Here is a 21,368-nt window from a genome sequence, read left to right as displayed (position 1 = left end):
GCGATATCGGCTGCCTGGGCGACAGCCTGCTCCTGGTTGACCTGGTCGGTAATCACTGTGGCGAACTTGACCACTTTGTAAAGCACGTCGTGGGCGTCGATGATTGGGTTGTAGGACGCTTCGAGCCACACCACGCGGCCATTGGCATCTACCCGCTTGAACCGGTCAGCGACAAACTCGCCACGGCGCAGCTTGTCCCAGAACACCTGGTAACCGGCTGAGTTGGCTTCTTCAGACTCGCAGAACAGGCGGTGATGCTTGCCTTTGACCTGCTCCAGGCGATAGCCCATGGTCTGCAGGAAGCGCTCGTTGGCGGTCAGTACATGGCCATCGAGGCTGAATTCGATGACAGCCGTTGAGCGCATCAGTGCATTGATCAGGCTCTCGTGCTCACGCGAACTGGCAATGGTCCGGGTCAGGTCGCTGGAGTGCAGCGTGAAGTACTTGATGCGGCCCTCGAAATCGCGCACCGGCTGCAGTATCGAGCGCAGCCACGCCTCTTCGCCATTGCCACGCAGTAGGCGGAAAGCGCCATTGAGGTGGGCGCCGGTGCTGATGGCGGCTTTCATGCGCTCATAGAAATCGAGTTTCTTGACGTGCGCCGGAACGATCTCTTCAAGGCTGCGGCCGAGCAACTGGTCAGCGCGATAGAACATTTCACGCTCAAAGTTGGCATTGACCGTTTCGATGCGCCCCTGCGGATCGAGCTGCAGCACCAGCATTTCGCTGTCGAGGCTGTCCTTGACCTGCTCCATGGACATCAAGTCCTCGCGCAGTTGCTGATTTTCTTTCTTGAGCTTGCTGTTGAACATTACCGCACTCCTGGAGCGCACCGGCCATCCGAATCCATCTGCATCGGCAGATATATGAGCGTTCTTGAGCGGCCTGCGGGGAAATATTCAGCGCACTAGGCATTGCGCAACCAGGCGTCACTTGCCGGTCATAAAGTGGTCATGGGAACGCAATCGGGCAGGTGGAAACTTCTGTCATGAACACTCCAAGCCTGCGCATCACCTTTGTCAGTGAGACATTTGCCCCTGAAGTCAATGGCGTGGCCAATACCCTCGGCCGGTTCAGTGATGGTCTGCGCGAGCGCGGCCACAGCGTTGAGCTGGTGCGCCCGCGCCAGGCCCACGATCCACTGCGCCTTGACGATGCTGACCTGCTGCTGTGCAAAGGCTGGCCGCTGCCGGGTTACCCCGACCTGCAATGGGGCGGTATTTCCCTGCACAAGTTGCTGCGGCGCTGGCGCAGGCAGCGGCCAGATGTGATCTATATCGCCACCGAGGGCCCATTGGGGCTGAGTGCGCTGCGCGCCGCACGCCGTTTGAAGATTGCCGTGGTCAGCGGCTTTCACACCAATTTCCCGCAGTATGCAGGCCAGTACGGGCTTGGCCTGCTGGCCCGGCTGCTGACCCACTACCTGCGCTGGTTCCACCGGCGCAGCGCGGTAACGCTGGTACCAAGCGTCAGCCAGCGGGTGGATCTCGAACGACGCGGTTTTACCCAACTGGCCTTGCTCGCACGCGGAGTCGATGCCTGCCTGTTCAATCCCGCCCGCCGCAGCCAGAGGCTGCGTGAAGCATGGGGCTTGGCCGAGCAAGACCTGGCGATAATGTATGTCGGCCGGCTGGCTGCAGAAAAAAACCTGAACCTGCTCAAGCCGTGCCTGCAAGCCCTCCAGCAGCGTTATCCACAACAGCGCCTGCGCCTGATCATGGTCGGCGACGGCCCACAGCGGGCCAGCCTCGAGCAGCAACTGCCAGACGCGGTGTTCTGCGGCGCGCAGCGTGGTCAACACCTTGCCGAGCACTACGCCAGCGGCGATGTATTTCTGTTCCCAAGCCTGACCGAGACGTTTGGCAACGTCGTCCTCGAGGCCATGGCCTCAGGCCTGGCCGTGGTCGCTTATGACCAAGCCGCAGCGGCTCAGCACGTGCGTCATGGGCACAGCGGGGCCGTGGCGATGCCAGGGGATCAGATCGGGTTCATCGATGCAGCGTGCTGGTTACTGGAGGAAAGCGAAACCCTGCGCCGGGTTCGCCTGAATGCGCGACAGCATGCCAGCCGCCAAGGTTGGCCAGCCATCGTCGAGCAGTTCGAAGGGTATTTGTGCGATGCCTGGCAGCAGGCCTGCGACGCAACCAGCGCCAGAGCGCCGCTACCATTGCCCGCGCTGGGCCGGTTAGCCAGCCCCGGCCGCTCGCAACAGCGCCGTTAAGCCAAGGCTTTTTCGATCGCCTGCACCAGTGCAGGGTCATCCGGTGCAGTGCGCGGGGCGAAGCGAGCCAGCACGCGGCCGTCCTTGCCCACCAGAAACTTTTCGAAATTCCAGCTGATATCGCCCGGATACTCGGCACCCTCGCCCGCCAGCAGCCGATACAGCGAGTGGCGCTGAGGACCATTGACTTCAAGCTTGCTGCTCAGCGGAAAACTCACCCCGTAGTTGAGGCTGCAGAATTCCTGAATTTCACGCTCGCTGCCCGGCTCTTGGCCGGCGAACTGGTTGCACGGCAAGCCGAGCACGCTGAAGCCCTTGGCCTTGTACAGCTGGTGCAGCGATTCAAGCGAGGCGTACTGCGGGGTCAGGCCACACTTGGAGGCCACATTGACCACCAGCACCACCTGGCCCTTGAACGGCGCAAGGGGCAGATCCTCGCCGTCCAACGCATGCAACGTCAGCTCGTGAAATGCACTCATGATGACTCCCCTTTCCTGCGTTTTGATTGTCGCTGGAGCAAACGGCGCCCACTAAAAAGGCGCGCGGGCCAACCGTCAACCCTCCGATGGAGGGCAAATACGGCTTGCCCGAGCGCCTGGCGACTGTCTGAGCTTAGCGCAGATATCAGTGCTGATGGCCGCCTTCGCCATGGACGTGGCCATGGGCAACTTCTTCTTCGCTGGCATCACGGACCGCAACGACCTTGACCTGGAAGGTCAGGCGCTGACCGGCCAGTGGGTGATTGCCGTCGACAGTTACGTCGTCGCCGTCCAGGTCACGGATGGTGACGATCTGCATCTGGCCGTCCGGCGCCGAAGCGTGGAACTGCATGCCGACTTCGAGCACGTCGACACCTTCGAACATGCTGCGGTTGAGAGTGCTGACCAGCTCGGCCAGGTATTCGCCGTAGGCGTCTTCCGGCTCGATGGTAACGTTCAGTTCTTCGCCGACGTCTTTACCTTCCAGGGCTTTTTCCAGGCCTGGGATGATGTTGCCGGAACCGTGCAGGTAAACCAGCGGCGCGCCGCCAGAGGAGCTGTCAATCACCTCCCCGGCGTCGTTGGTCAGGGTATAGTCGATGGAGACGGCCTTGTTGGCGGCGATCGGCATGGGGGCGAGACCTTTTGCAAAAGAATGTAGAGCGGACAAGTGTAACCAACGCATCGCCCGATTGCGAACGCACTGCAGGCGATGCCCGCCCCGTCAGTCGGGTCAGCGGTTTTCATCAGGATGATCAGGGCCACTGGGTGGTCGAGCTGACGTGCGGGCATACCCAGCACCTGCGCCATCAACCACCCTGGCAAGCACGCCCGTGGGTGCTCGAGGCCGCCGAGCGCGAACAGCGCATCGGCCAGACATTCGCGTGTGGATGGTGCGCACAAGGCGCCGATTAGCGATACCCTTGGCGATTGGTTCTTTGCACCGCTTATTTCGAGAAGCACGCATGCAGACATTTTTCATCGCACCGACCGACTTCGGTGTCGGCCTGACCTCCATCAGCCTCGGCCTGGTCCGCGCGCTCGAGCGCGGCGGCCTCAAGGTCGGCTTCTTCAAGCCCATCGCCCAGCCCCATCCGGGTGACACCGGCCCGGAGCGCTCGACCGAGCTGATGGCGCGCACCCACGGCCTGAAGCCGCCGACGCCGCTGAGCCTGGGCCAGGTCGAGCGGATGCTCGGCGACGGCCAGCTCGACGAACTGCTTGAAGAAATCATTCGCCTGTACCAACAGGCCTGCGTCGGCAAGGACGTGGTGGTGGTCGAGGGCATGGTGCCGACCCGGCATGCCAGCTACGCGGCGCGGGTCAACCTGCATCTGGCGAAAAGCCTGGATGCCGAGGTGATTCTGGTGTCGGCGCCGGAAAACGAAGTGCTCAGCGAACTGTCTGGCCGTGTCGAGCTGCAAGCGCAGTTGTTCGGCGGCCCGCGTGATCCAAAGGTACTTGGGGTGATCCTCAACAAGGTCCGCACCGAAGAGAGCATGAGCGAGTTCGCCAGCCGCCTGCGTGAGCATTCGCCGCTGCTGCGCGGCAATGACTTCCGCCTGCTCGGCTGCATCCCCTATCAACCCGAGCTGAACGCGCCACGCACCCGCGATGTGGCCGATCTGCTCGGCGCTCAGGTAGTGAACGCCGGTGACTACGAGCAACGGCGGATGAACACCATCATCATCTGCGCCCGCACCGTGGCCAACACAGTGCCGCTGCTCAAGCCCGGCACGCTGGTGGTGACCCCTGGCGATCGCGACGACATCATCCTTGCCGTAAGTCTGGCGGCAATCAACGGCGTGCCGCTGGCGGGCCTGTTGCTGACCAGCGACAGCAAGCCTGACCCACGCATTCTCGAACTGTGTCGAGGCGCACTGCAGGCCGGCCTGCCGATCCTGTCGGTGAGCACCGGCTCCTACGACACCGCCAACCGGCTCAACTCGCTCAACCGCGAGATCCCGGTCGACGACCGCGAGCGCGCCGAATTCATCACCGACTTTGTCGCCGGCCAACTCGATGCCGCCTGGCTGCACCAGCGCTGCGGCACGCCGCGTGAACTGCGCCTGTCGCCGGCGGTGTTCCGCTATCAGCTGATCCAGCGCGCCCAGCAGGCCAACAAGCGTATCGTCCTGCCCGAGGGCGCCGAGCCGCTGCTGGTACAAGCGGCCGCGATTTGCCAGGCGCGTGGGATTGCCCGCTGCGTGCTGCTGGCCAAGCCCGAAGAAGTCCAGGCGGTCGCCCGCGCGCAGGGCATTACCCTGCCGCCGGATCTGGAAATTCTCGACCCTGATTTGATCCGTGGGCGTTACGTCGAGCCGATGGTCAATCTGCGCAAGAGCAAGAACCTCAATGCGCCGATGGCCGAACAGCAGCTGGAAGACCCGGTGGTGATCGGTACCATGATGCTGGCGCTGGATGAGGTCGACGGTTTGGTCTCTGGCCTGGTGCATTCGACCGCCAACACCATTCGCCCGGCCCTGCAACTGATCAAGACCGCGCCGGGCAGCAGCCTGGTGTCGTCGGTGTTCTTCATGCTGTTTCCGGAACAGGTGCTGGTGTACGGCGACTGCGTGATGAACCCGCACCCGAGCGCCGCCGAGCTGGCCGAGATCGCCCAGCAGAGCGCGCAGTCAGCCGAGGCCTTCGGCATTGCGCCGCGGGTGGCGATGATCAGCTATTCGAGTGATTCGGCCAGTGATGAGGAAGTCGACAAGGTGCGTGAGGCAACGCGTCTGGCGCAGCAGGCCGAACAACGTCTGGTGATCGATGGGCCGTTGCAGTATGACGCTGCCGCCAACCCGGAGATCGCCCGCCAACTCGCGCCGCAAAGCCCGGTGGCTGGGCGCGCGACGGTGTTCGTGTTCCCTGACCTGAATACTGGCAATACCACCCACAAGGCGGTGCAGCGCAGTACTGACGGGGTCAGCCTGGGGCCGATGCTGCAGGGTTTGCGTAAACCTGTGAACGACCTGCCGCGCGGGGCGCAGGTGGATGACATTGTGCATACCATTGCGCTGACGGCGATTCAGGCCAGCAGGAATATTTGAGTGGATCTTGGGGCTGCTTTGCAGCCCTTTCGCTACACAAGGCAGCTCCTACATAAGCGCGCGGTCCTTGTAGGAGCGGCCTTGTGTCGCGAAAGGGCCGCAACGCGGCCCCAAAAATCTCAACGCAAACGCAGATTACTGCTGATACTGCTGCCCAGGAATCGGCTTCAGGTTGACTTCAACCCGGCGATTCTGCGCACGCCCGTTGGCATCGGCGTTGCTCGCAATCGGCTGATCCGGGCCAAGGCCACGTACCGACACCCGCGAAGCATCCACGCCCTGCGAGGTCAGATAAGTGCTGACCGCCTGCGCGCGACGTTGCGACAGGTCCATGTTGTGCTGGCGGCTACCGGTGCTGTCGGTGAACCCGACCACTTCAATGGTGTTCTGGTTGAACTGCTTGAACGAGCCCGCCAGGTTGTTCAGCGGGGTGTAGAAGCTTGGCGAGATGTTCGCCGAGTCGGTGGCAAAGGTGATGTTGCCTGGCATGATCAGCTTGATCTGGTCACCTTCACGCTGCACTTCGACGCCGGTGTTGGCCATGCTCTCGCGCAGCGCAGCTTCCTGCTTGTCGGCGTAGTAACCGTAACCGGCAGCGGCAGCACCTACCGCAGCCGCGCCGATCAGCGCGCCCTTGCCGCGGTTGTTGTGGTCGATCGCAGCGCCGGCTACAGCACCGGCCAGAGCACCCAGGCCGCCGTACTTGGCAGTCTTGCTCATGCCGCCAGAACCCTGGCCTTGGTTGTCATAAGGGTTCTGGCCAGCACAACCTGCCATCAGGGCAGCGGCAGTAGCGACGATAATCAGACGACGCATCATGGAAAGCTCCTACAGAAATTCAAGTGTGCAGTGATCGTACGTTGACCCATGCTGGGTTTGGATCATTGCTGGGCTGAATAATTCCATGAATATTCAAGCGCGTACGAAAGGATTCTCGCGCATCTCATCGCCCAGGCGCGTATCTGGGCCATGCCCGGCCACCACCACCGCGTCTTCATCCAGCCGGTATAAACGGTCCTTGATCGAACGAACGATAGTGCGCTGGTCGCCACCCCACAAATCGGTGCGGCCAATCCCGCGGCGGAACAAGGTGTCGCCGGCAATCAGCAGCTTGGCATCGGCAAACCAGAAGCTCATCGAGCCCGGGCTATGCCCAGGCGTGTGCAGGGCGACGCCACAGCCGCAGGCCAGCTCCTCTTCATCGGCGAGCCAGCGATCCGGTGGTGGTGCGGGGGTATACGGCACACCGAACATCTGGCACTGCATCTCCAGGTTGTCCCACAGCGGCTGGTCGTCCTTGTGCAGGTGCAAGGTCGCGCCGGTCAGCTCCTTGAGCCGGCCAGAGGCGAGAAAGTGATCAAGGTGGGCATGGGTGTGGATGATGCTGACCAGCGTCAGGCCGTGGGCCTGCAAGCGGGCGACGATCTTCTCTGGATCACCGCCTGGGTCGACGACGATGGCTTTCTTGCTCAGCGGATCACCGATCAGGGTGCAGTTACACTGAAACGGCCCGACCGGGAAAGTTTCGCGGATAAGGCTTGGGGCGGCGCTGGTCATGGGGGTTGTGCTCAGCTGAAGAATGCTGAGCATGATACCTCGACTCAGGGCAGATAGAGCCTGAACAAACCGCCACCGAGGGCGCCACCGTTGCTGATTTCGATTCGGCCGGTAACGCCATTGCGCTCATGCAGGGCCGCAATCCGTGCCGCGAAGTACAGGCCCAGGCCAGTGCTGCCGGTGCTGGCGTCGAGGCCCTGAATGTAATCCTGCTGCCGCTCGAGCATGCGCTCGGGATAACCCGGGCCGTCGTCGTTGACGCTGATGATCAACTGCTCGCCGTCTTCTTCAATACCGATCAGCAAGGCGTGGCCGGCGTAGCGAATGGCGTTGGTGAGCACGTTGGAGATCACCGAAGCCACCAGCTCGCGGTCGAAGAAGCCCAGCGGGCTGGCGCTTTCGATACGCCAGGTGGCGAGGATATCGCGGTGCTTGAGGATCTCCTGATGCGCCGCCAACTGCGCCTCAATGAAATCTTCCAGCTCGTGGTAGCCAGGGCAGATCGGCAGCTGATTGACGCCCAGCTTGTACAGCCCGAGCATCTGCACCAGCATGCCGTTGAGGTGGCCGAATTCGTGCTCAATAACGCCCTGCTCGTTGCCTTGCCGCTGCGCTTCGGGCAGCCGCGCCAGCCATTGGTTATGCGCCTGGATCAACGCTGACAGTGAGTTTTTCATGTCGTGGACAGTGGAGGCGATCACTGTCGAGAAATCCAGCCCCGGGCTTTCCTGGTTCATGCGCCAAACACCCGCATATGCAGTTTTCGATAACGCTCGTAGCGGCTGTCGCTGGCGGGGATGCCGGCCACGCTTTGCAGGCAGCTGCGACACTCCAGCATGTATTCGGGCGAAGGCGACTCACCGGCGATACGCAACAGGGCCTGAGCCGTGTTCAAGGCGATACTGATATTTTTTGGCTGTAGCGACAGCGCTCGGCGGAACATGCCCAAGGCCTCGTCGAGCTGGCCGGTCTGATAGCAGCGTACCCCTTGGCGGTTGAGATCGACCGCTTCGGTCACGGCGCCCAGCACCGTTGGGTCGTCGGTCATCTTGGCTACGCTCTGCATGACCTTGGGGTCATCGCCGTAGGTTTCCACGCAGCCCTTGAGGATGCTGGTGCCGGCTGCCTCCTGGCCCAGTTGCTGGAGCTGCTTGGCCACGGTCAAGGCGGCGTCGACCGAGAAGAACTGGTCCATGTTGTCCAGCCGCTGCATGGCCTGCTCGGTCAACTTGGCGGCGGTTTCAGGGTCGCCGGCCTGTTGCAGGCTGGCCGCCTTCATCAACCGGGCACGCACTTGCAGGCCCTGGTCCTCGCCGTTCTCCTTGGCTACCTCACTGAGCACGGTGTTGATCTCGACCCGGGTGCGTGCGTCGAGGCCAAAACCTGCGTTCTTGCTCATCAGCGCCTGAGCCAGGCCAAGGTTGGTTTCGGCGTCCTTGTAGCGCGAGCTCTGGCCCTGGCTGACAGCATGACGGAAGGCCTTGGACGCGCTTTCGAAATCGTCGTTGCCCATCGCCAGCTTGCCCAGCGCGGCCTGCCGGCGTACCGCCAGTGGCGACAGGCGCACGGCCTCCTCGAGCATGTGCTGGGCACGCTTGTTATCGCCCTGGGCGACCAGCACATCGGCCATGCCGTCATACAGCCCCGGCATGATCGGGAAGGCTTTCAGCGCCTGCTCGTACACGCCCTTGGCCTGATCGTTCTGGCCGCGTTTGTGCAGCACGCTGCCGAGCATCGAGTAGACCCACGGCTGCGGCCTGCTGGCGAGGATCGACGAGAGAAACTTCTCCAGCTCTTCGAAGCGGCCGAGATCGCGCAGGGCATCGGCGCGGTAGCGCAGGCACAGCGGGGAAAAGCGCGGGTCCTGCTTGCACAGGGCAGCACAGGCGGCCATCACTTCGGCCGGGCGACCGCGATCAAGTGCCTGCAGAATCGGCTTGAGCAGGGTTTTGCGCTGCAGCAGTTTTTCCAGGCGCTGGGCCAGACCGACACGGTTGAACGGCTTGGTCAGGTAGGCATCCGGCTCGTGCTCGAGGGTGCTGAGAACGATGGCCTGGCTGCTCTCGGCGGTGACCATGAGGAACCCGCACTCGTGGCTGATCAACTTGTCGAGGATCAGGTCCTCGAGTACCTGCTGACCGTTCTTCTTGCCATCGCCCAGGTGAAAGTCCTGCAGGATGAAGTCATAGCGTTTCTGCGCGCACATGCGCAGCGCCTGTTCGCCGCTGTCAGCGGTGTCCACATCGCGCGCGCCCAGCTCGCGGAGCATGGAGCGGGCCGAGGTGCGAAAGTCGGTGAAGTCGTCGACGATCAGAAAGCTTTTTTGCCCGTACTGCAGCATCAACACGACCTGTCATGGCAGAGGATGGAAAATGACCCGAGGCGATGCGTGTCGCCGACCTGTTTATCGGCAGCAGGTAGAGAAAGCTGAGGGCGAATTCACAGGCCGTGGCGCAGGCTCAGGGCAGCAGGCCTAGCGCCTTGGCCTTGGCTACCGCCTGGGTGCGGCGCTCCACGCCAAGCTTGCTGTTGATGTGGCTGGCGTGGGTCTTGACGGTGTGCAGCGAGATGAACAGGCGCTCACTGATCTGCTGGTTCGAGCAGCCTTGGGCGATCAACTCAAGCACCGCCAACTCCCGCCCGCTCAGGGCTTCGCCGGTGCCACTGGCAACCACCTGCGGCTGCGGCAGGCGCGCCAGCAGGTCGAGCTGGACGCTGCTGGCGGGGCGCGTCGACAGCTGCTCGCGCAGCCACAGCGGCTGATCTTCCAGCAACCGTTGAAACGCTTGCAAAGCGCCACCCTGGGCGGCCAGTAGCGCTTGCGGCAACAGGCTGGCAGCGGACTGCTCACGGCCCTCGGCCAGATGCAGGCCAATCAGCTGGCACAAGGCGCTGGCCGCCAGCAACTGACCGCCACTGGCCTGGCCGCGCTCGACCAGCCTCTGCAGGCGCTCGACAGCCTGCGCCGAACGGCCCTGGACGCGCTCCAGCAGCGCCTGTTGCAGTTCGATGTGCAATGGCAGTAATGGGTGAAATTCCGGCGCCGCAGCGGGCTGCTCGCCGCCGTAGGTCTGACCGAGCCGCAGCAGCCATGATTCGGCCAGGTCGGTTCGGCCCTGGGCCAGCCACAGCTCGCACTTCACCAGGGTGATCATCGCCAGGTAGAAGATCGGCGGTACGTCCCAGATATGCATCAAGCGCTCGGCTTCGGCCAGTTCGGCGAAGGCTTCGGCATACTGCCCTTCGCGGCCATCCAGCGAGGCAATCACGCAGTGCCCGATCAGCACGCTGATATCGCGACAGGCGCGCGCCTCACTCAGGCCCGCGCGCAAGCGCGCGCGGCCCTGGGCCGGTTGCAGGTGCGCCGCGAGCAAATGGCCCTCGTACAAGGTCAGCCTGGCGCGCACCGCGTACAGCCGCTGCGCTGACAGATCCTGCAGGCGCAACAAGCCCTGACGGACTTCATCCAGCGCCCGGCAGATTTCACCACGGGCGTGCAGCACTCGCGCCCGATCGTAATGGGCGAGTGCCTCGAACAACGGGTTGCCGACCCGCTGGGCCAGCTCCAGCGCTTCGCGGTTCCAGCCACGCGCGCGCCAGAAGTCGGCGTCGGCAATGGCCAGGTTGGACAGCGTCGACAGGCACACCAGACGTTGGCCGTAGCGTTTGTTGGGCAGGCTCTGTAGCGCCTCGCTGCAATAGCTCATGGTGCGTTCACGGTCGCCGCGGCCTCGAGCGATAACGCCACTGAGCGCCAGCCACTGCGCCAGCATCGAGCGCTGGGCGGTGGCCGAGGGCGCCGGCAAAAACCGGCTGAGGTGCGCCGCCAGTTCTTCGGCAGCATCCAACTGGCAGGCCAGGCCCAACGCCCAGCTGTACAGCACGATCAGCCGCGGCGTGCTGATCAACAGGCTGTCGGGCAGGTCCATCTTCCAGCGCAGGAGCATGCCGACGTTCTGCTCGGCCAGCAGTTGCTCCTCGGACAGGCTCTGCACCAGGTCCGCCGCCACATCCAAATGGCCGGCGCGCAGGGCCTGCTCGACCGCTTCGTCAAGCAGGCCCTGGGCCTGAAACCAGCGGCAGGCGCGCAGGTGCAGATCAGCCAGCGGCGCGCTGTGCTGGCGGCTGCGCAGCAAGTCAGAGAACAGATGATGGTAGCGATACCAATGGCCGTGTTCATCCAGCGGCACCAGAAACACCTGATGCGCTTGCAGGTAGCGCAGGATGCCGGCGCTGTCCTGACGTGCGCGCAGGGCGTCGCACAGCTCGGCGCAGAAGCGCTCCTGGCAGGCGGTTTCGTACAAAAACGCCTGCACGTCGGCCGGCAGGATATCGATCACTTCTTCGAGCAGATAGTCACGGATCAGCCCTTCGCCGCCATGCAATGCCTGCGGCAAGGCATGTTCGTCGCCCGACTCGCTGGCTGCCAGCTGCCAGAAGCGCAGCCCCGCTACCCAGCCATCGCTGCGCTGGATCAGGTTGTCCAGTGCCTGCCCGCGCAAGCCGGTGGGCTGTCGGCCGAGCACCGCCAGCGCTTCGTCGCCAGTAAGGCGCAGGTCCTGCTCGTTGAGTTCGCTGAGTTGGCGCGACAGGCGCAGACGGGCCAGGTGCCAATCGGGGCGCTGGCGGCTGGTAATCATCAGCACCAGGCCGTTTGGCAGGTGATTGAGGAAGAACTGCAAACACCGGTCGAGCACCGCCCCCTGCGCCAGATGGTAGTCGTCAAGCACCAGCAGGATCGGGCTATCGCTTTGCAGGTACAGCGCCAGCTCGTCGAGCAGGCCGTCGAGCCACTCTTCGAAGGCGAACGGCTGATGACGCTGGCGCATCTTCAACAGGCCCATGGCCTGCCCGCCCAAGGCCGGGCAGTACTGCTGCAAACCTTCCAGCAGGCGCTCGAGGAAGCGCCCAGGGTCGGCATCCCTTTGGCTCAACCCCAGCCACAGGCTGCGCCAGTGATCAGGCAGGGACTCGCAGAACTCGATCGCCAGTGAGCTTTTGCCGAAGCCGGCTGGCGCGTTGATCAGCAACAGCCTGCCAGACAGCCCCGCATGCAGACGCTGGCACAAGCGCCCACGGGGCACGTGGCCATCGGGCAACGGTGGCCGGAAAAAACGCCCGTCCAGCAGGCCCAAGGCCTGGCTGGTGTATCCATGCGTACGGGACAGATCAGTCATGGCCGGCTCGTTATGAGGGAGACATCAGCACAGCAGGTTGTTGCGAGACTAGCGGGTATCGCAGCCTATTTGAAGATGATGGGTGTGTTTATCCGGTAAAAGACTACGACAAAAAGCGACAGAGCTGATTTACGGCAACCCATCAGCGCGCACCGGAAATCAAAACGCCCCGGCGGGCCGGGGCGTTCTGGGAGTCACGCGGAGTTTTAGCTGCGTTGATTAACGAATACCGTCCTGGCGCAACGCTGCTGGCTGGAAGTCGGCCTTGCTGGCGGTGAAGCCAAAGTCATAGGCACGTTTTTCTTCGTTTTTCAGACCCAGGGCTAGGTAGCGACCCGACTGCAGGTCATAGATCGCCTCGAGGGTGTACCACGGTACCTGGTTGTTGTAATAGTCCTGAGCATGCGCTTCGGACACGCGCCACAACTGGTTGCGACCGTCGTACTGGTCGATCACCGAGGCTTGCCAGGTATCCTCATCGATATAGAAGTCGCGCTTGGCATAGATATGCCGCTGGCCCGGCTTCAAGGTCGCGACCACATGCCAGACCCGGCGCAGCTCATAGCGGCTAAGGTCCTGGTTGATGTGGCCGGGCTTGACGATGTCGGCGTATTTCAGGCTTGGCGAATCGAGCTTGTAGGTGTTGGAGGCGATGTACATCTCTTTCTTGCCTTCAAGCTTCCAGTCGTAGCGATCTGGCGCGCCGTTGAACATGTCGAGGTTATCGGATGTACGCAGCCCGTCCGCCGCAGTACCCGGACCATCGTAGGACACCTGCGGTGCCTGGCGCACGCGGCGTTGGCCGGCGTTGTAGACCCAGGCCTTGCGCGGCTCCTTGACCTGGTCAAGGGTCTCGTGGACCAGCAGTACGGTGCCCGCCAGGCGCGAAGGCGCGGTGACCTTCTGTTTGAAGTAGAACAGCACGTTGCCCGGGTTGGCTGGATCGTAATCTTTCAACTTGTCGCGGAACACAAATTGGTCCGAGAACGATACCGGGCTGTAGGAGCCGTTGGGTTGCGGCGTGACCTGGGTAACCAGGCGCGTCACGCTGCCACCCCGATAGCGGGTGATATGGTTCCAGATCACCTCGACGCCGCTCTTGGGAATCGGGAACGGGATAGCCGTCTCGAAGTTCTCCAGGCCGTTGCCGCCCGCCACCAGATTGGTCTTGGTGGCGTTGCGCTTGATCGCGGCAAACACTTCATCCGGCACGGTCGAGCCGCGATGGGTCGGGTAGACCGGAATCTTGTAGGTCTCCGGGTAGCGCTTGAACATCGCGTACTGACCAGGCGAAAGCTTGTCCTTGTACTGCTCGACGTTCTGCGCGGTGATGGTGAATTTGGGCTTCTCGCTGCCATACGGGTCAGACAGGAACCCCTTGGCATCGACGCTGCCAGCGGTTTTCGACAGCGGTTGCCAGGCCGTGATGGAGCCGTCGGCGTTACCGGCTTTTTCCGCACCCATCGGCGTCAGGGTGCTGCCGAGCTTGGCCGCCTCGTCAGCGGAAACCGCAGCCATGACGCTGGTTGCCAGCAGGGACATACCCAGTACACCGGCCTTCAGCAGACTTCTGGTCTTGTTCATTGGTTGGTCGTCCTGGATCAATGGGCTTAGAAGTTCACGCCGAAGCTGAGCGCAACGAAGTCGCGGTCATCCACGGTGGTGTACTTGCCGTCAAAGAAGTTGGTGTACGACAGGCTCGCTGTGTAGGTGTTCTGGTATTCGGCATCGAGGCCCAGGCTTACGGCCTTGCGCCCTTCTTCGAAGTTGGCGCCGGGGCCAGGTGAGTAGCCGGACACGTCGTGCGACCAGGCCACGCTTGGCTTGAGGTTGACCCCAGCGAAGACGTCGTTGTAGTCCCAGATCACGCGGCCTCGGTAGCCCCACGAAGTACTGGTGGTATAGCCATCGTTTTCGCACTTGCGGCTGAGGTTGGCGGTGGATGCGCCCGCGCCGGCGCCACCGATTGTGCTGTTATTGAGCGCCACACAGGTATCCGCGCCACCGGTCGCTGGCAGCGGCCCCGGGCCATAGACCGGGTCACGGCCATAGCGGATTTCGCGGGCGTTCTCCAGGCCGCCAACGTGAGTCACGCCGACTTCGCCGACCACAGTCATGCGGCTGGCGCCCATCACTTGATCGAAGAAGTGCGTCAGGGTGGTCTGGAACTGAGTGATTTCCTTGCGACGGTAGCCGTGCAGGTCCTGCCCAGGTGTGCCAGTGAGCAACGATGCGTTGGTCAACCCGCCGCCGATCGGACGTACGCCGGAGAACAGGATGTCGGTGGTGTTGAGCTGCACCGGCGCGTTTGGCCGGTAGCTGACTTCACCGCTCCAGGCGGTACCGGTTGGCAGCGTGGTGGAGAAGCTCAAACCGTACAGGCGGATGTCTTCCGGGTACTCGACGAAGTACTTCGAGTTGCCCGCAACGATCAGCGGCGCCAGACCCTGCAGCGGTGGCGGCAAACCGGCGAGGCCAGCGAACACCGATGGATCGGCACCGGTGGCACTGAAGATCGGCGCACGGCTGTGATAATTCATGAAGTAGGCGCCGAACTCGGTGTCCAATGGCTCGAACATGTAGCGCAGCGCGACCCCGAACTGGCCACTGTCACGGGCATCGCGGTCAGCACTGCGCCGCACAAGCACGCCTTCGTTGTTGTAGTCCACCCCGCTCCCGGCCAGGATGCCCTGCGCTATAGGTGGCAGCCCGCTCAAAGTTCGCCCACTGCTGAGCACCCGCAGATTGTCGGTACAGCCGTCGGCAATGATGTCCGGCTGAGAGAAGAAAGTGCCGCAGTTATCGACAACCGTCTGGTCCCATTCCAGCTGGTAGAAGGCCTCGGCCGAGAGGTTGTCGGTCAGGCTCTGCGAGATATAGAACATGTTGACCGGGATCAGGCCTTCTTTGATCTCGGCGCCAGGGCGGCGGAAGGCAGCCACGTCAATCGGGTTGATCGAGTTGATGCCACCGCCAATGAAAGTGCTTTCACCCCAGCTGACTACCTGCTTGCCGAAACGCACCGAACCGGGTTGGTCGGCAATCGAGTAGTTGTGATAGACGAACGCATCGAGCAGCTCGGCCCCGGAAGACTTGGCGCCTTCCTTGCGATTGGAGTCGCTGATGTCCTTGAACTCGCGGTGTTCATCCTTGAGCTCGAAGTCATACCAGTACTTGCCCCGGACGAAGATGCCGGTGTCGCCGTACTTCAGTTCGAGGTCATGGATGCCCTTGAAGATTTTCGAGAAGGTCTCACCGCGCTTGAAGTTCAGGTGGCCATCGTCGGAGGTCTGCGAAAGCCCTTTGCCACCATTGTTGACGCCGATCAGGTTCTTGTTCGGGCTGGCTGTCGACCAACTGGCACCGACCGACAGCGACGAATCGAACTGGCCTTCGATTTCACCGATGTTGAAACTGACCGCGAATGCAGGGCTTGCGAGCGTAGAAGCGAGGCTGACGGCAAAGGGCAGTCTTGCCCGACGCCAGAACGGGTGTGCAGATTTCATCGACGCTACTCCATGTTCTTTTTTGTTATGGCAGTGAGTCCTTGCAGAAACGGTCCGGCTGACCGGTAGGCAGGCTTGCACCTGCGACGCTGCGAGTTGCACGCAGCGCTCCCCCTCCGTTTCTGAAAACCCCTGGCCCCGACTATAGCCAGCAGGCTCGGACGCTAGATCCCTCTAAAGTGTGATTTGCGTTCCGTGCCCGTCGCTCGCCCCGATCTGGTCCGGTGTGCGAGCTGACAGTGCTCTAGCATGGCCCAATTTTCCCATTTGACAAGGCGCCATCCTCTCTGCAATGCGGGTCGCGCCTAATTCGCCGATGACCCGCTGCGCTTCACAGGGTCGACAGGAACGCGCTGTTGCTGGCCTGCCATTCGACGATGTCGAGGCGGATGCGCTTCTTGTCCAGCTTGCCGACGCTGGTCTTGGGAATTTCCGTAACAACGGCAATCTGGCTGGGAATCGCCCACTTGTTGATATGACCTTGCTCGACGAACGGTTTGAGATGTTCTTTGAGCGCGCGGGCGTCAAGGCTCTGCCCGTCGCGAACAACCAGCAGGGCAAACGGACGCTCGCCCCACTGTGGATCGGCGACACCGACCACTGCCACTTCACGCACCGCCGGATGGCGGCTGATCAGGTCTTCAAGGTCGAGCGAGGAAATCCACTCGCCGCCGGTCTTGATCACATCCTTGATGCGGTCGCGGATGTCGATATAGCCCATGCCGTCGAGGGTGGCGACGTCTCCGGTATGCAGCCAGCCGCCAGCCCACAGCTCGGTGCTTTTTTCCGGCTCCTTGAAATACCCCATCGACAGCCACGGCGCCCGCAGCACCAGTTCGCCCTGAGTCTCACCATCGGCCGGGAGGAAATTGCCATCGCCGTCGACAATTGCGGTTTCCACCAGCGGCACCGGCACCCCGGCCTTGATCCGATAGCTGACCCGCTCGTCATCGCCGCCGGCCTGCAGCTCTTCGTTGATGTGCGCCGCGGAGATCAGCGGGCAGGTTTCGGACATACCATAAGCTGCAGTGAGCTGAATGCCACGGGCCAGCGCGGCCTGATACAGCGCACGGTTGAGCGCACTGCCGCCAATGATGATCTTCCAGCCGCCGAAGTCCTGGCCCTGGGACGCCGGGCAATTGAGCAGCATCTGCAGGATGGTCGGTACGCAGTGGGAGAAAGTGACCTTCTCTTCACGCCAGAGCTTGACCAGCATGTCCGGCTCGTATCGGCCAGGGTAGACCTGCTTCATGCCCATCAGCGTGGCTGCGTACGGGATACCCCAAGCGTGAACGTGGAACATCGGCGTGATCGGCATGTACACGTCATCGCTGCCGAGCAGGCGCACGCTGTCGATGCTGCCCAGTACCGAAGTTTCCGCCAGGGTATGCAGCACCAGTTGCCGATGGGTGAAGTACACGCCCTTAGGGTTGCCGGTGGTGCCGGTGGTGTAAAACATGGTCGCCACCGAGTTCTCGTCGAAATCAGGGAAGGCGTACTGCGGGCTGGCGGCGGCCAGCAGTTGTTCGTACTCGCCGACCAGGTTCGGCAGTTCGGCGCGCTTGTCCGGGCCGTCGGTCAGCAGCAGGGTCTTTTCAACCGTGGTCAGCTGCCCGGCGATGCCTTGATACAGGCCGATGAAATCGCTGTTGACCAACACCAGCCGGTCCTCGGCGTGGTTCATGGTGTAGAGGATCTGCTCGGGCGACAGGCGCACATTGATGGTGTGCACCACCGCGCCGATCATCGGGATGGCAAACATGCATTCCAGGTAACGATGGCTGTCCCAGTCCATCACGGCGACGGTGTCGCCCGGCTTGACCCCGGCCTCGCTAAGCACATTGGCCAGGCGCGCGATGCGCTCGACCAGTTGTGGATAGGTCAGGCGCAACTGGTCACGGTAGACGATCTCGCGGGTGCGCTCGTAGCGGCTGCCAGACAACAGCAGGCGCTTGATCAGCAGCGGGAATTGGTAAGCACCTTCAGCGGGTTGGATGATGCGCGTCTGCAGCATGGTTATCCCTTTTTCGAGTCGGGCGAGGTCAGGCGCTTACTCTAGAGCGCAGATGTGACAGCCAAATCAGCCGAAGGAATGATTTGCGCGGCGCGGGTATGAGTGCCGCTGTTGACTCTACCGCTAGGGGCAGGCCTTAGCCTCGTTGGCTTGATTGACTGGAGCTGACATGAGCAAACGTATTCTGGTGATCCTCGGCCACCCCGCCGCGGACAGCTTTTGCGCCGCATTGGGCCAGGCCTACATCCTCGCCGCCGGCGAGGCCGGGCATGCCGTGCGTATTCTTGACCTGCCGAAAGCGACCTTCGACCCGGTACTGCACCACGGCTATCGGCAGATCCAGCCGCTGGAACCGGACTTGCGCCAAGCCCAGGAGGACATCCTCTGGGCCGAACAACTGGTGTTTGTCTTTCCGATCTGGTGGGGCGCTACCCCGGCGTTGCTCAAGGGCTTTTTCGACCGTACTTTCCTGCCTGGCTTTGCCTTCAAGTACCGCGAAGACTCGCCATTCCCTGAGCAACTGCTCAAGGGCCGCACCGCCCATTTGCTGGTGACCATGGACACGCCGCCCTGGTACTACCGTTGGGTCTATCGCATGCCTGGCCTGCATCAGATGCGTAAAACCACCCTGGCCTTCTGCGGCATCAAGCCGACCCGCACCCTGACGTTCGGGCCGGTACTCGGCTCCAGTACCAGCCAGCGCGAGCGTTGGGTGCTGCAGGCCCGCAAGCTGGCCGCCAGCTAGCCACGTAGACGCGTTCAGCTGCTTGTGTAAGATGAATCGCCAGCCCAGGCTGGCGCATCGATCACGCAAGGAAGCCCCCATGTACATCGGAAAAGCAGCCCAACTTGCGGGCACCAGCGTCAAATCCATCCGTCACTACGAGAAGCTCGGCCTACTGCCCGAGCCGCAACGCGCAGGCAACTACCGGATCTACAGCGAACAGAGCGTAGATCGCCTGCGCCTGATCAAATGCGCGCAGCAACTTGGATTCAAGCTGAAAGAGATGCAGGCCATCCTGCAGCCTTACCCAGACGGTCAGATTCCCTGGCTGCAGGTGCAACAGGCGCTCGCCGACAAGAAAGCTGCAGTTCGCGCACAGATCACCTCCTTGCAGGGGCTGCACGCGGCGCTGGAAGCATTCGAGCACGAAACTGCTGATGCCCTCTGCACGCTGCAGCCAGAGATCGGGGCAGCGGCCAAGGTCGCATGACAGATTTCAACTAGTCGACATGCGTTTTTTCACGTGATTCTGTAGGGTCTATTACCCTCCCCTTCGCGCACGCTGCCAGAGCACAGGACAGACCATGACCTCCAGCCACACTGCTGTATTTCTTGACCATGACTCACTGGACCTCGGCGACCTCGACCTAAGCGCGCTCAGGGCCTGCTTCGGTACTCTTACGCTACACGGCGCGACCGCGCCGGAGCAGGTTGCCGAACGCCTGCAGGGCGCTACTGTGGCAATCAGCAACAAGGTGCTGCTGGGTGCGGACGTACTGGCGGCCAACCCGCAGTTGCAACTGATCCTGGTGGCTGCAACCGGCACCAACAACGTCGACCTGAACGCCGCGCGTGCCCAGGGCATTACCGTGTGCAACTGCCAGGGCTACGGCACTCCCTCGGTGGCGCAGCACACCCTGGCCTTGCTGCTGGCGCTGGCGACCCGCCTGTGCGACTACCAGCGCGCGGTCGCCGACGGTCAATGGGCCAAGGCCAGCCAGTTCTGCCTGCTCGACTTCCCTATCGTCGAACTTGAAGGCAAGACCCTCGGCCTGCTCGGCCACGGCGAGCTGGGCGGCGCCGTGGCACGCCTGGCCGAGGCCTTTGGCATGCGCGTTCTGAGCGGGCAGATCCCCGGTCGCCCTGCACGTGCCGAGCGCCTGCCGCTGGATGAACTGCTGCCGCAGGTCGATGCCTTGACCCTGCATTGCCCGCTCAATGAACACACCCGGCACATGATCAGCCACCGTGAACTGGCCCTGCTCAAGCCCGGCGCGTTGGTGGTCAACACCGCCCGCGGCGGCCTGATCGATGAACAGGCCTTGGCCGACGCCCTGCGCAGCGGTCATCTGGGCGGCGCGGCAACCGACGTGCTCAGCGTCGAGCCACCGGTTAACGGCAACCCACTGCTGGAGTCGGACGTGCCACGCCTGATCGTTACTCCGCACAGTGCCTGGGGCGCGGTCGAGGCACGGCAGCGCATCGTTGCGCAGCTCAGCGAAAACGCCCAGGCGTTCTTTGCCGGCGCGCCGCGCCGCGTGGTCAGCTGAGCCAAGCCAGCCTCTGCTACACTGCGCGACTTTTTTCAGGAGGCGTCGTCCATGGACCCGCGCAGTGAAGTGTTGCTCCGTCAGGCGGAGTTGTTCCAGGGCTCGGTGCTGCTTGCCGGCCTGCCCGCCGACGATCTGCTCGGCCAACTGCCGCAGGCCCACGGCTGGACCTGGCACGCCGGCGACCAGGCCCTGCTCGAAGCGCGCTTTGCCGGGCGCAACCAGCATGGCGTCGAGCCGCCGCAGGTGCCGTTCGATGCCGCGGTAGTGTTCATGCCCAAGTCGCGCGAACTGGCCGCCTACCTGCTCAACGCCCTGGCTTCGCGCCTGGCTGGCCGTGAGCTGTATCTGGTCGGTGAAAAGCGCGGCGGGATCGAAGGCGGCGCCAAGCTGCTGCAAGCCTTCGGCAAGCCGCGCAAGCTCGACAGTGCACGCCACTGCCAGCTGTGGCAGGTAACCGTCGACAACGCCCCGGCCGCCACCCCACTGGAAAGCCTGGCTGAACGCTTCGAACTGCCGCTGGCCGATGGTCCGCTGCAGATCGTCAGCCTGCCCGGGGTGTTCAGCCATGGCCGGCTGGACCGCGGCACCGCCCTGTTGCTTGAGCATCTGGACGGCCTGGCGGTTGGCCCGGTACTCGACTTCGGCTGCGGCGCGGGCGTAATCGGCTCGATCGTCAAGCGCCGTTACCCGGACAGCCAGGTAACCATGCTCGACGTCGATGCCTTCGCGGTGGCCAGCAGCCGCCTCACCCTTGCCGCCAACGGCTTGCAAGCTGAAGTCATCAGTGGCGATGGAATCGATGCTGCACCGCGTGATCTGCAGGTAATCCTGAGCAATCCGCCGTTCCATACCGGCGTCCACACTGACTACAACGCCTCGGAAACACTGCTGAAAAAATCGGCTGAACATCTGCGATCAGGTGGCGAACTTCGCCTTGTTGCGAACACCTTCCTGCGCTATCAACCGTACATCCAGCAGGCCCTGGGCAACTGCAAGACGCTGATCGAAGAACAGGGTTTCAGGATTTACCAGGCAAAACGCGGATAGAAAATAGCGCTTGCCCAAACGGATTTGCCTAGGCAGA

At 62.7% G+C, this 21,368-nt stretch carries 17 protein-coding genes and 1 pseudogene; 7 read left to right on the top strand and 11 right to left on the bottom strand.

Annotated elements, in window-relative coordinates; all coding sequences use genetic code 11:
- Window positions 1-83 precede the first annotated feature (83 nt).
- Window positions 84-722 (bottom strand): annotated as a pseudogene (locus IDM28_RS24130) (PAS domain-containing protein); the annotation flags it as partial.
- A gap of 266 nt (window positions 723-988) precedes the next feature.
- Here IDM28_RS24130 and IDM28_RS03370 point away from each other — a divergent pair.
- Window positions 989-2,221, top strand: a complete 1,233-nt coding sequence (locus tag IDM28_RS03370; RefSeq protein WP_188035363.1) for a glycosyltransferase family 4 protein — start codon at window positions 989-991, stop codon at window positions 2,219-2,221.
- Here IDM28_RS03370 and IDM28_RS03365 read toward each other — a convergent pair.
- A complete protein-coding gene (locus IDM28_RS03365) occupies window positions 2,218-2,700 on the bottom strand; it encodes a glutathione peroxidase (protein WP_101316572.1) in 483 nt (160 codons plus the stop codon). The genes IDM28_RS03370 and IDM28_RS03365 overlap by 4 nt on opposite strands.
- A gap of 145 nt (window positions 2,701-2,845) precedes the next feature.
- Complete coding sequence (locus tag IDM28_RS03360; RefSeq protein ID WP_101316570.1) at window positions 2,846-3,331, bottom strand: peptidylprolyl isomerase; 486 nt, start codon at window positions 3,329-3,331, stop codon at window positions 2,846-2,848.
- A gap of 14 nt (window positions 3,332-3,345) precedes the next feature.
- Between IDM28_RS03360 and IDM28_RS03355 the strand changes: the two genes are divergently transcribed.
- Window positions 3,346-3,615, top strand: coding sequence for a DUF3565 domain-containing protein (locus tag IDM28_RS03355; RefSeq protein WP_101316568.1), 270 nt, complete (start codon window positions 3,346-3,348; stop codon window positions 3,613-3,615).
- Between the two features lie 50 nt (window positions 3,616-3,665).
- On the top strand, window positions 3,666-5,753 hold the full coding sequence (gene pta, locus IDM28_RS03350; protein WP_101316566.1) for a phosphate acetyltransferase: 2,088 nt from the start codon (window positions 3,666-3,668) through the stop codon (window positions 5,751-5,753).
- A gap of 135 nt (window positions 5,754-5,888) precedes the next feature.
- Here pta and IDM28_RS03345 read toward each other — a convergent pair whose 3' ends face one another.
- The 8 genes from IDM28_RS03345 to IDM28_RS03310 form a co-directional block, all read right to left on the bottom strand.
- Window positions 5,889-6,572: an OmpA family protein gene (locus IDM28_RS03345; protein WP_178080745.1), complete on the bottom strand. Its 684-nt coding sequence runs from the start codon at window positions 6,570-6,572 to the stop codon at window positions 5,889-5,891.
- Window positions 6,573-6,665: 93 nt separating this feature from the next.
- Entirely contained in the window at window positions 6,666-7,310 is a 645-nt protein-coding gene (locus IDM28_RS03340) for an MBL fold metallo-hydrolase (protein ID WP_188035421.1), read from the bottom strand.
- A gap of 44 nt (window positions 7,311-7,354) precedes the next feature.
- The gene (locus IDM28_RS03335; RefSeq protein ID WP_188035362.1) at window positions 7,355-8,047 is read right to left on the bottom strand and encodes a sensor histidine kinase; all 693 of its coding nucleotides are present in this window, start codon (window positions 8,045-8,047) and stop codon (window positions 7,355-7,357) included.
- Window positions 8,044-9,651 carry a tetratricopeptide repeat-containing response regulator gene (locus IDM28_RS03330; RefSeq protein ID WP_188035420.1) on the bottom strand — a complete coding sequence of 536 codons (1,608 nt, stop codon included), beginning with the start codon at window positions 9,649-9,651 and terminating at the stop codon, window positions 8,044-8,046. Before IDM28_RS03330 ends, IDM28_RS03335 begins: the two co-directional genes overlap by 4 nt.
- A 118-nt stretch (window positions 9,652-9,769) precedes the next feature.
- Entirely contained in the window at window positions 9,770-12,487 is a 2,718-nt protein-coding gene (locus tag IDM28_RS03325; protein ID WP_188035361.1) for a LuxR C-terminal-related transcriptional regulator, read from the bottom strand.
- 219 nt (window positions 12,488-12,706) lie between these two features.
- Window positions 12,707-14,071 (bottom strand): DUF1329 domain-containing protein, encoded by a 1,365-nt coding sequence (locus tag IDM28_RS03320; protein ID WP_181089864.1) that lies wholly within the window; start codon window positions 14,069-14,071, stop codon window positions 12,707-12,709.
- Between the two features lie 26 nt (window positions 14,072-14,097).
- Entirely contained in the window at window positions 14,098-15,993 is a 1,896-nt protein-coding gene (locus tag IDM28_RS03315) for a DUF1302 domain-containing protein (RefSeq protein WP_150570065.1), read from the bottom strand.
- A gap of 331 nt (window positions 15,994-16,324) precedes the next feature.
- On the bottom strand, window positions 16,325-18,007 hold the full coding sequence (locus IDM28_RS03310; protein ID WP_150573437.1) for a fatty acid--CoA ligase: 1,683 nt from the start codon (window positions 18,005-18,007) through the stop codon (window positions 16,325-16,327).
- A 169-nt stretch (window positions 18,008-18,176) separates the two neighbouring features.
- Between IDM28_RS03310 and IDM28_RS03305 the strand changes: the two genes are divergently transcribed.
- From IDM28_RS03305 to IDM28_RS03290, 4 genes are all read left to right on the top strand, one after another.
- Entirely contained in the window at window positions 18,177-18,752 is a 576-nt protein-coding gene (locus IDM28_RS03305; protein ID WP_150573436.1) for an NAD(P)H-dependent oxidoreductase, read from the top strand.
- Between the two features lie 79 nt (window positions 18,753-18,831).
- Window positions 18,832-19,221 (top strand): MerR family transcriptional regulator, encoded by a 390-nt coding sequence (locus IDM28_RS03300; protein WP_150573439.1) that lies wholly within the window; start codon window positions 18,832-18,834, stop codon window positions 19,219-19,221.
- 94 nt (window positions 19,222-19,315) lie between these two features.
- Window positions 19,316-20,281, top strand: a complete 966-nt coding sequence (locus tag IDM28_RS03295) for a 2-hydroxyacid dehydrogenase (protein WP_188035360.1) — start codon at window positions 19,316-19,318, stop codon at window positions 20,279-20,281.
- A gap of 51 nt (window positions 20,282-20,332) precedes the next feature.
- Entirely contained in the window at window positions 20,333-21,331 is a 999-nt protein-coding gene (locus IDM28_RS03290) for a class I SAM-dependent methyltransferase (RefSeq protein WP_103436056.1), read from the top strand.
- Window positions 21,332-21,368 lie beyond the last annotated feature (37 nt).

This window comes from Pseudomonas sp. EZ-C24 (assembly GCF_014525325.1).
GTDB classification, from domain to species: Bacteria; Pseudomonadota; Gammaproteobacteria; order Pseudomonadales; family Pseudomonadaceae; genus Aquipseudomonas; species Aquipseudomonas shirazensis.
Note: the sequence above shows the minus strand (reverse complement) of the source record. Positions and strands in the feature narration are given on the sequence as shown.

Coding starts and splice junctions, on each gene's coding strand:
- IDM28_RS03370 (WP_188035363.1), top strand. CDS start 989: ATGAACACTCCAAGCCTGCGCATCACCTTTGTCAGTGAGACATTTGCC.
- IDM28_RS03365 (WP_101316572.1), bottom strand. CDS start 2,700: ATGAGTGCATTTCACGAGCTGACGTTGCATGCGTTGGACGGCGAGGAT.
- IDM28_RS03360 (WP_101316570.1), bottom strand. CDS start 3,331: ATGCCGATCGCCGCCAACAAGGCCGTCTCCATCGACTATACCCTGACC.
- pta (WP_101316566.1), top strand. CDS start 3,666: ATGCAGACATTTTTCATCGCACCGACCGACTTCGGTGTCGGCCTGACC.
- IDM28_RS03345 (WP_178080745.1), bottom strand. CDS start 6,572: ATGATGCGTCGTCTGATTATCGTCGCTACTGCCGCTGCCCTGATGGCA.
- IDM28_RS03340 (WP_188035421.1), bottom strand. CDS start 7,310: ATGACCAGCGCCGCCCCAAGCCTTATCCGCGAAACTTTCCCGGTCGGG.
- IDM28_RS03335 (WP_188035362.1), bottom strand. CDS start 8,047: ATGAACCAGGAAAGCCCGGGGCTGGATTTCTCGACAGTGATCGCCTCC.
- IDM28_RS03330 (WP_188035420.1), bottom strand. CDS start 9,651: ATGCTGCAGTACGGGCAAAAAAGCTTTCTGATCGTCGACGACTTCACC.
- IDM28_RS03325 (WP_188035361.1), bottom strand. CDS start 12,487: ATGACTGATCTGTCCCGTACGCATGGATACACCAGCCAGGCCTTGGGC.
- IDM28_RS03320 (WP_181089864.1), bottom strand. CDS start 14,071: ATGAACAAGACCAGAAGTCTGCTGAAGGCCGGTGTACTGGGTATGTCC.
- IDM28_RS03315 (WP_150570065.1), bottom strand. CDS start 15,993: ATGAAATCTGCACACCCGTTCTGGCGTCGGGCAAGACTGCCCTTTGCC.
- IDM28_RS03310 (WP_150573437.1), bottom strand. CDS start 18,007: ATGCTGCAGACGCGCATCATCCAACCCGCTGAAGGTGCTTACCAATTC.
- IDM28_RS03305 (WP_150573436.1), top strand. CDS start 18,177: ATGAGCAAACGTATTCTGGTGATCCTCGGCCACCCCGCCGCGGACAGC.
- IDM28_RS03300 (WP_150573439.1), top strand. CDS start 18,832: ATGTACATCGGAAAAGCAGCCCAACTTGCGGGCACCAGCGTCAAATCC.
- IDM28_RS03295 (WP_188035360.1), top strand. CDS start 19,316: ATGACCTCCAGCCACACTGCTGTATTTCTTGACCATGACTCACTGGAC.
- IDM28_RS03290 (WP_103436056.1), top strand. CDS start 20,333: ATGGACCCGCGCAGTGAAGTGTTGCTCCGTCAGGCGGAGTTGTTCCAG.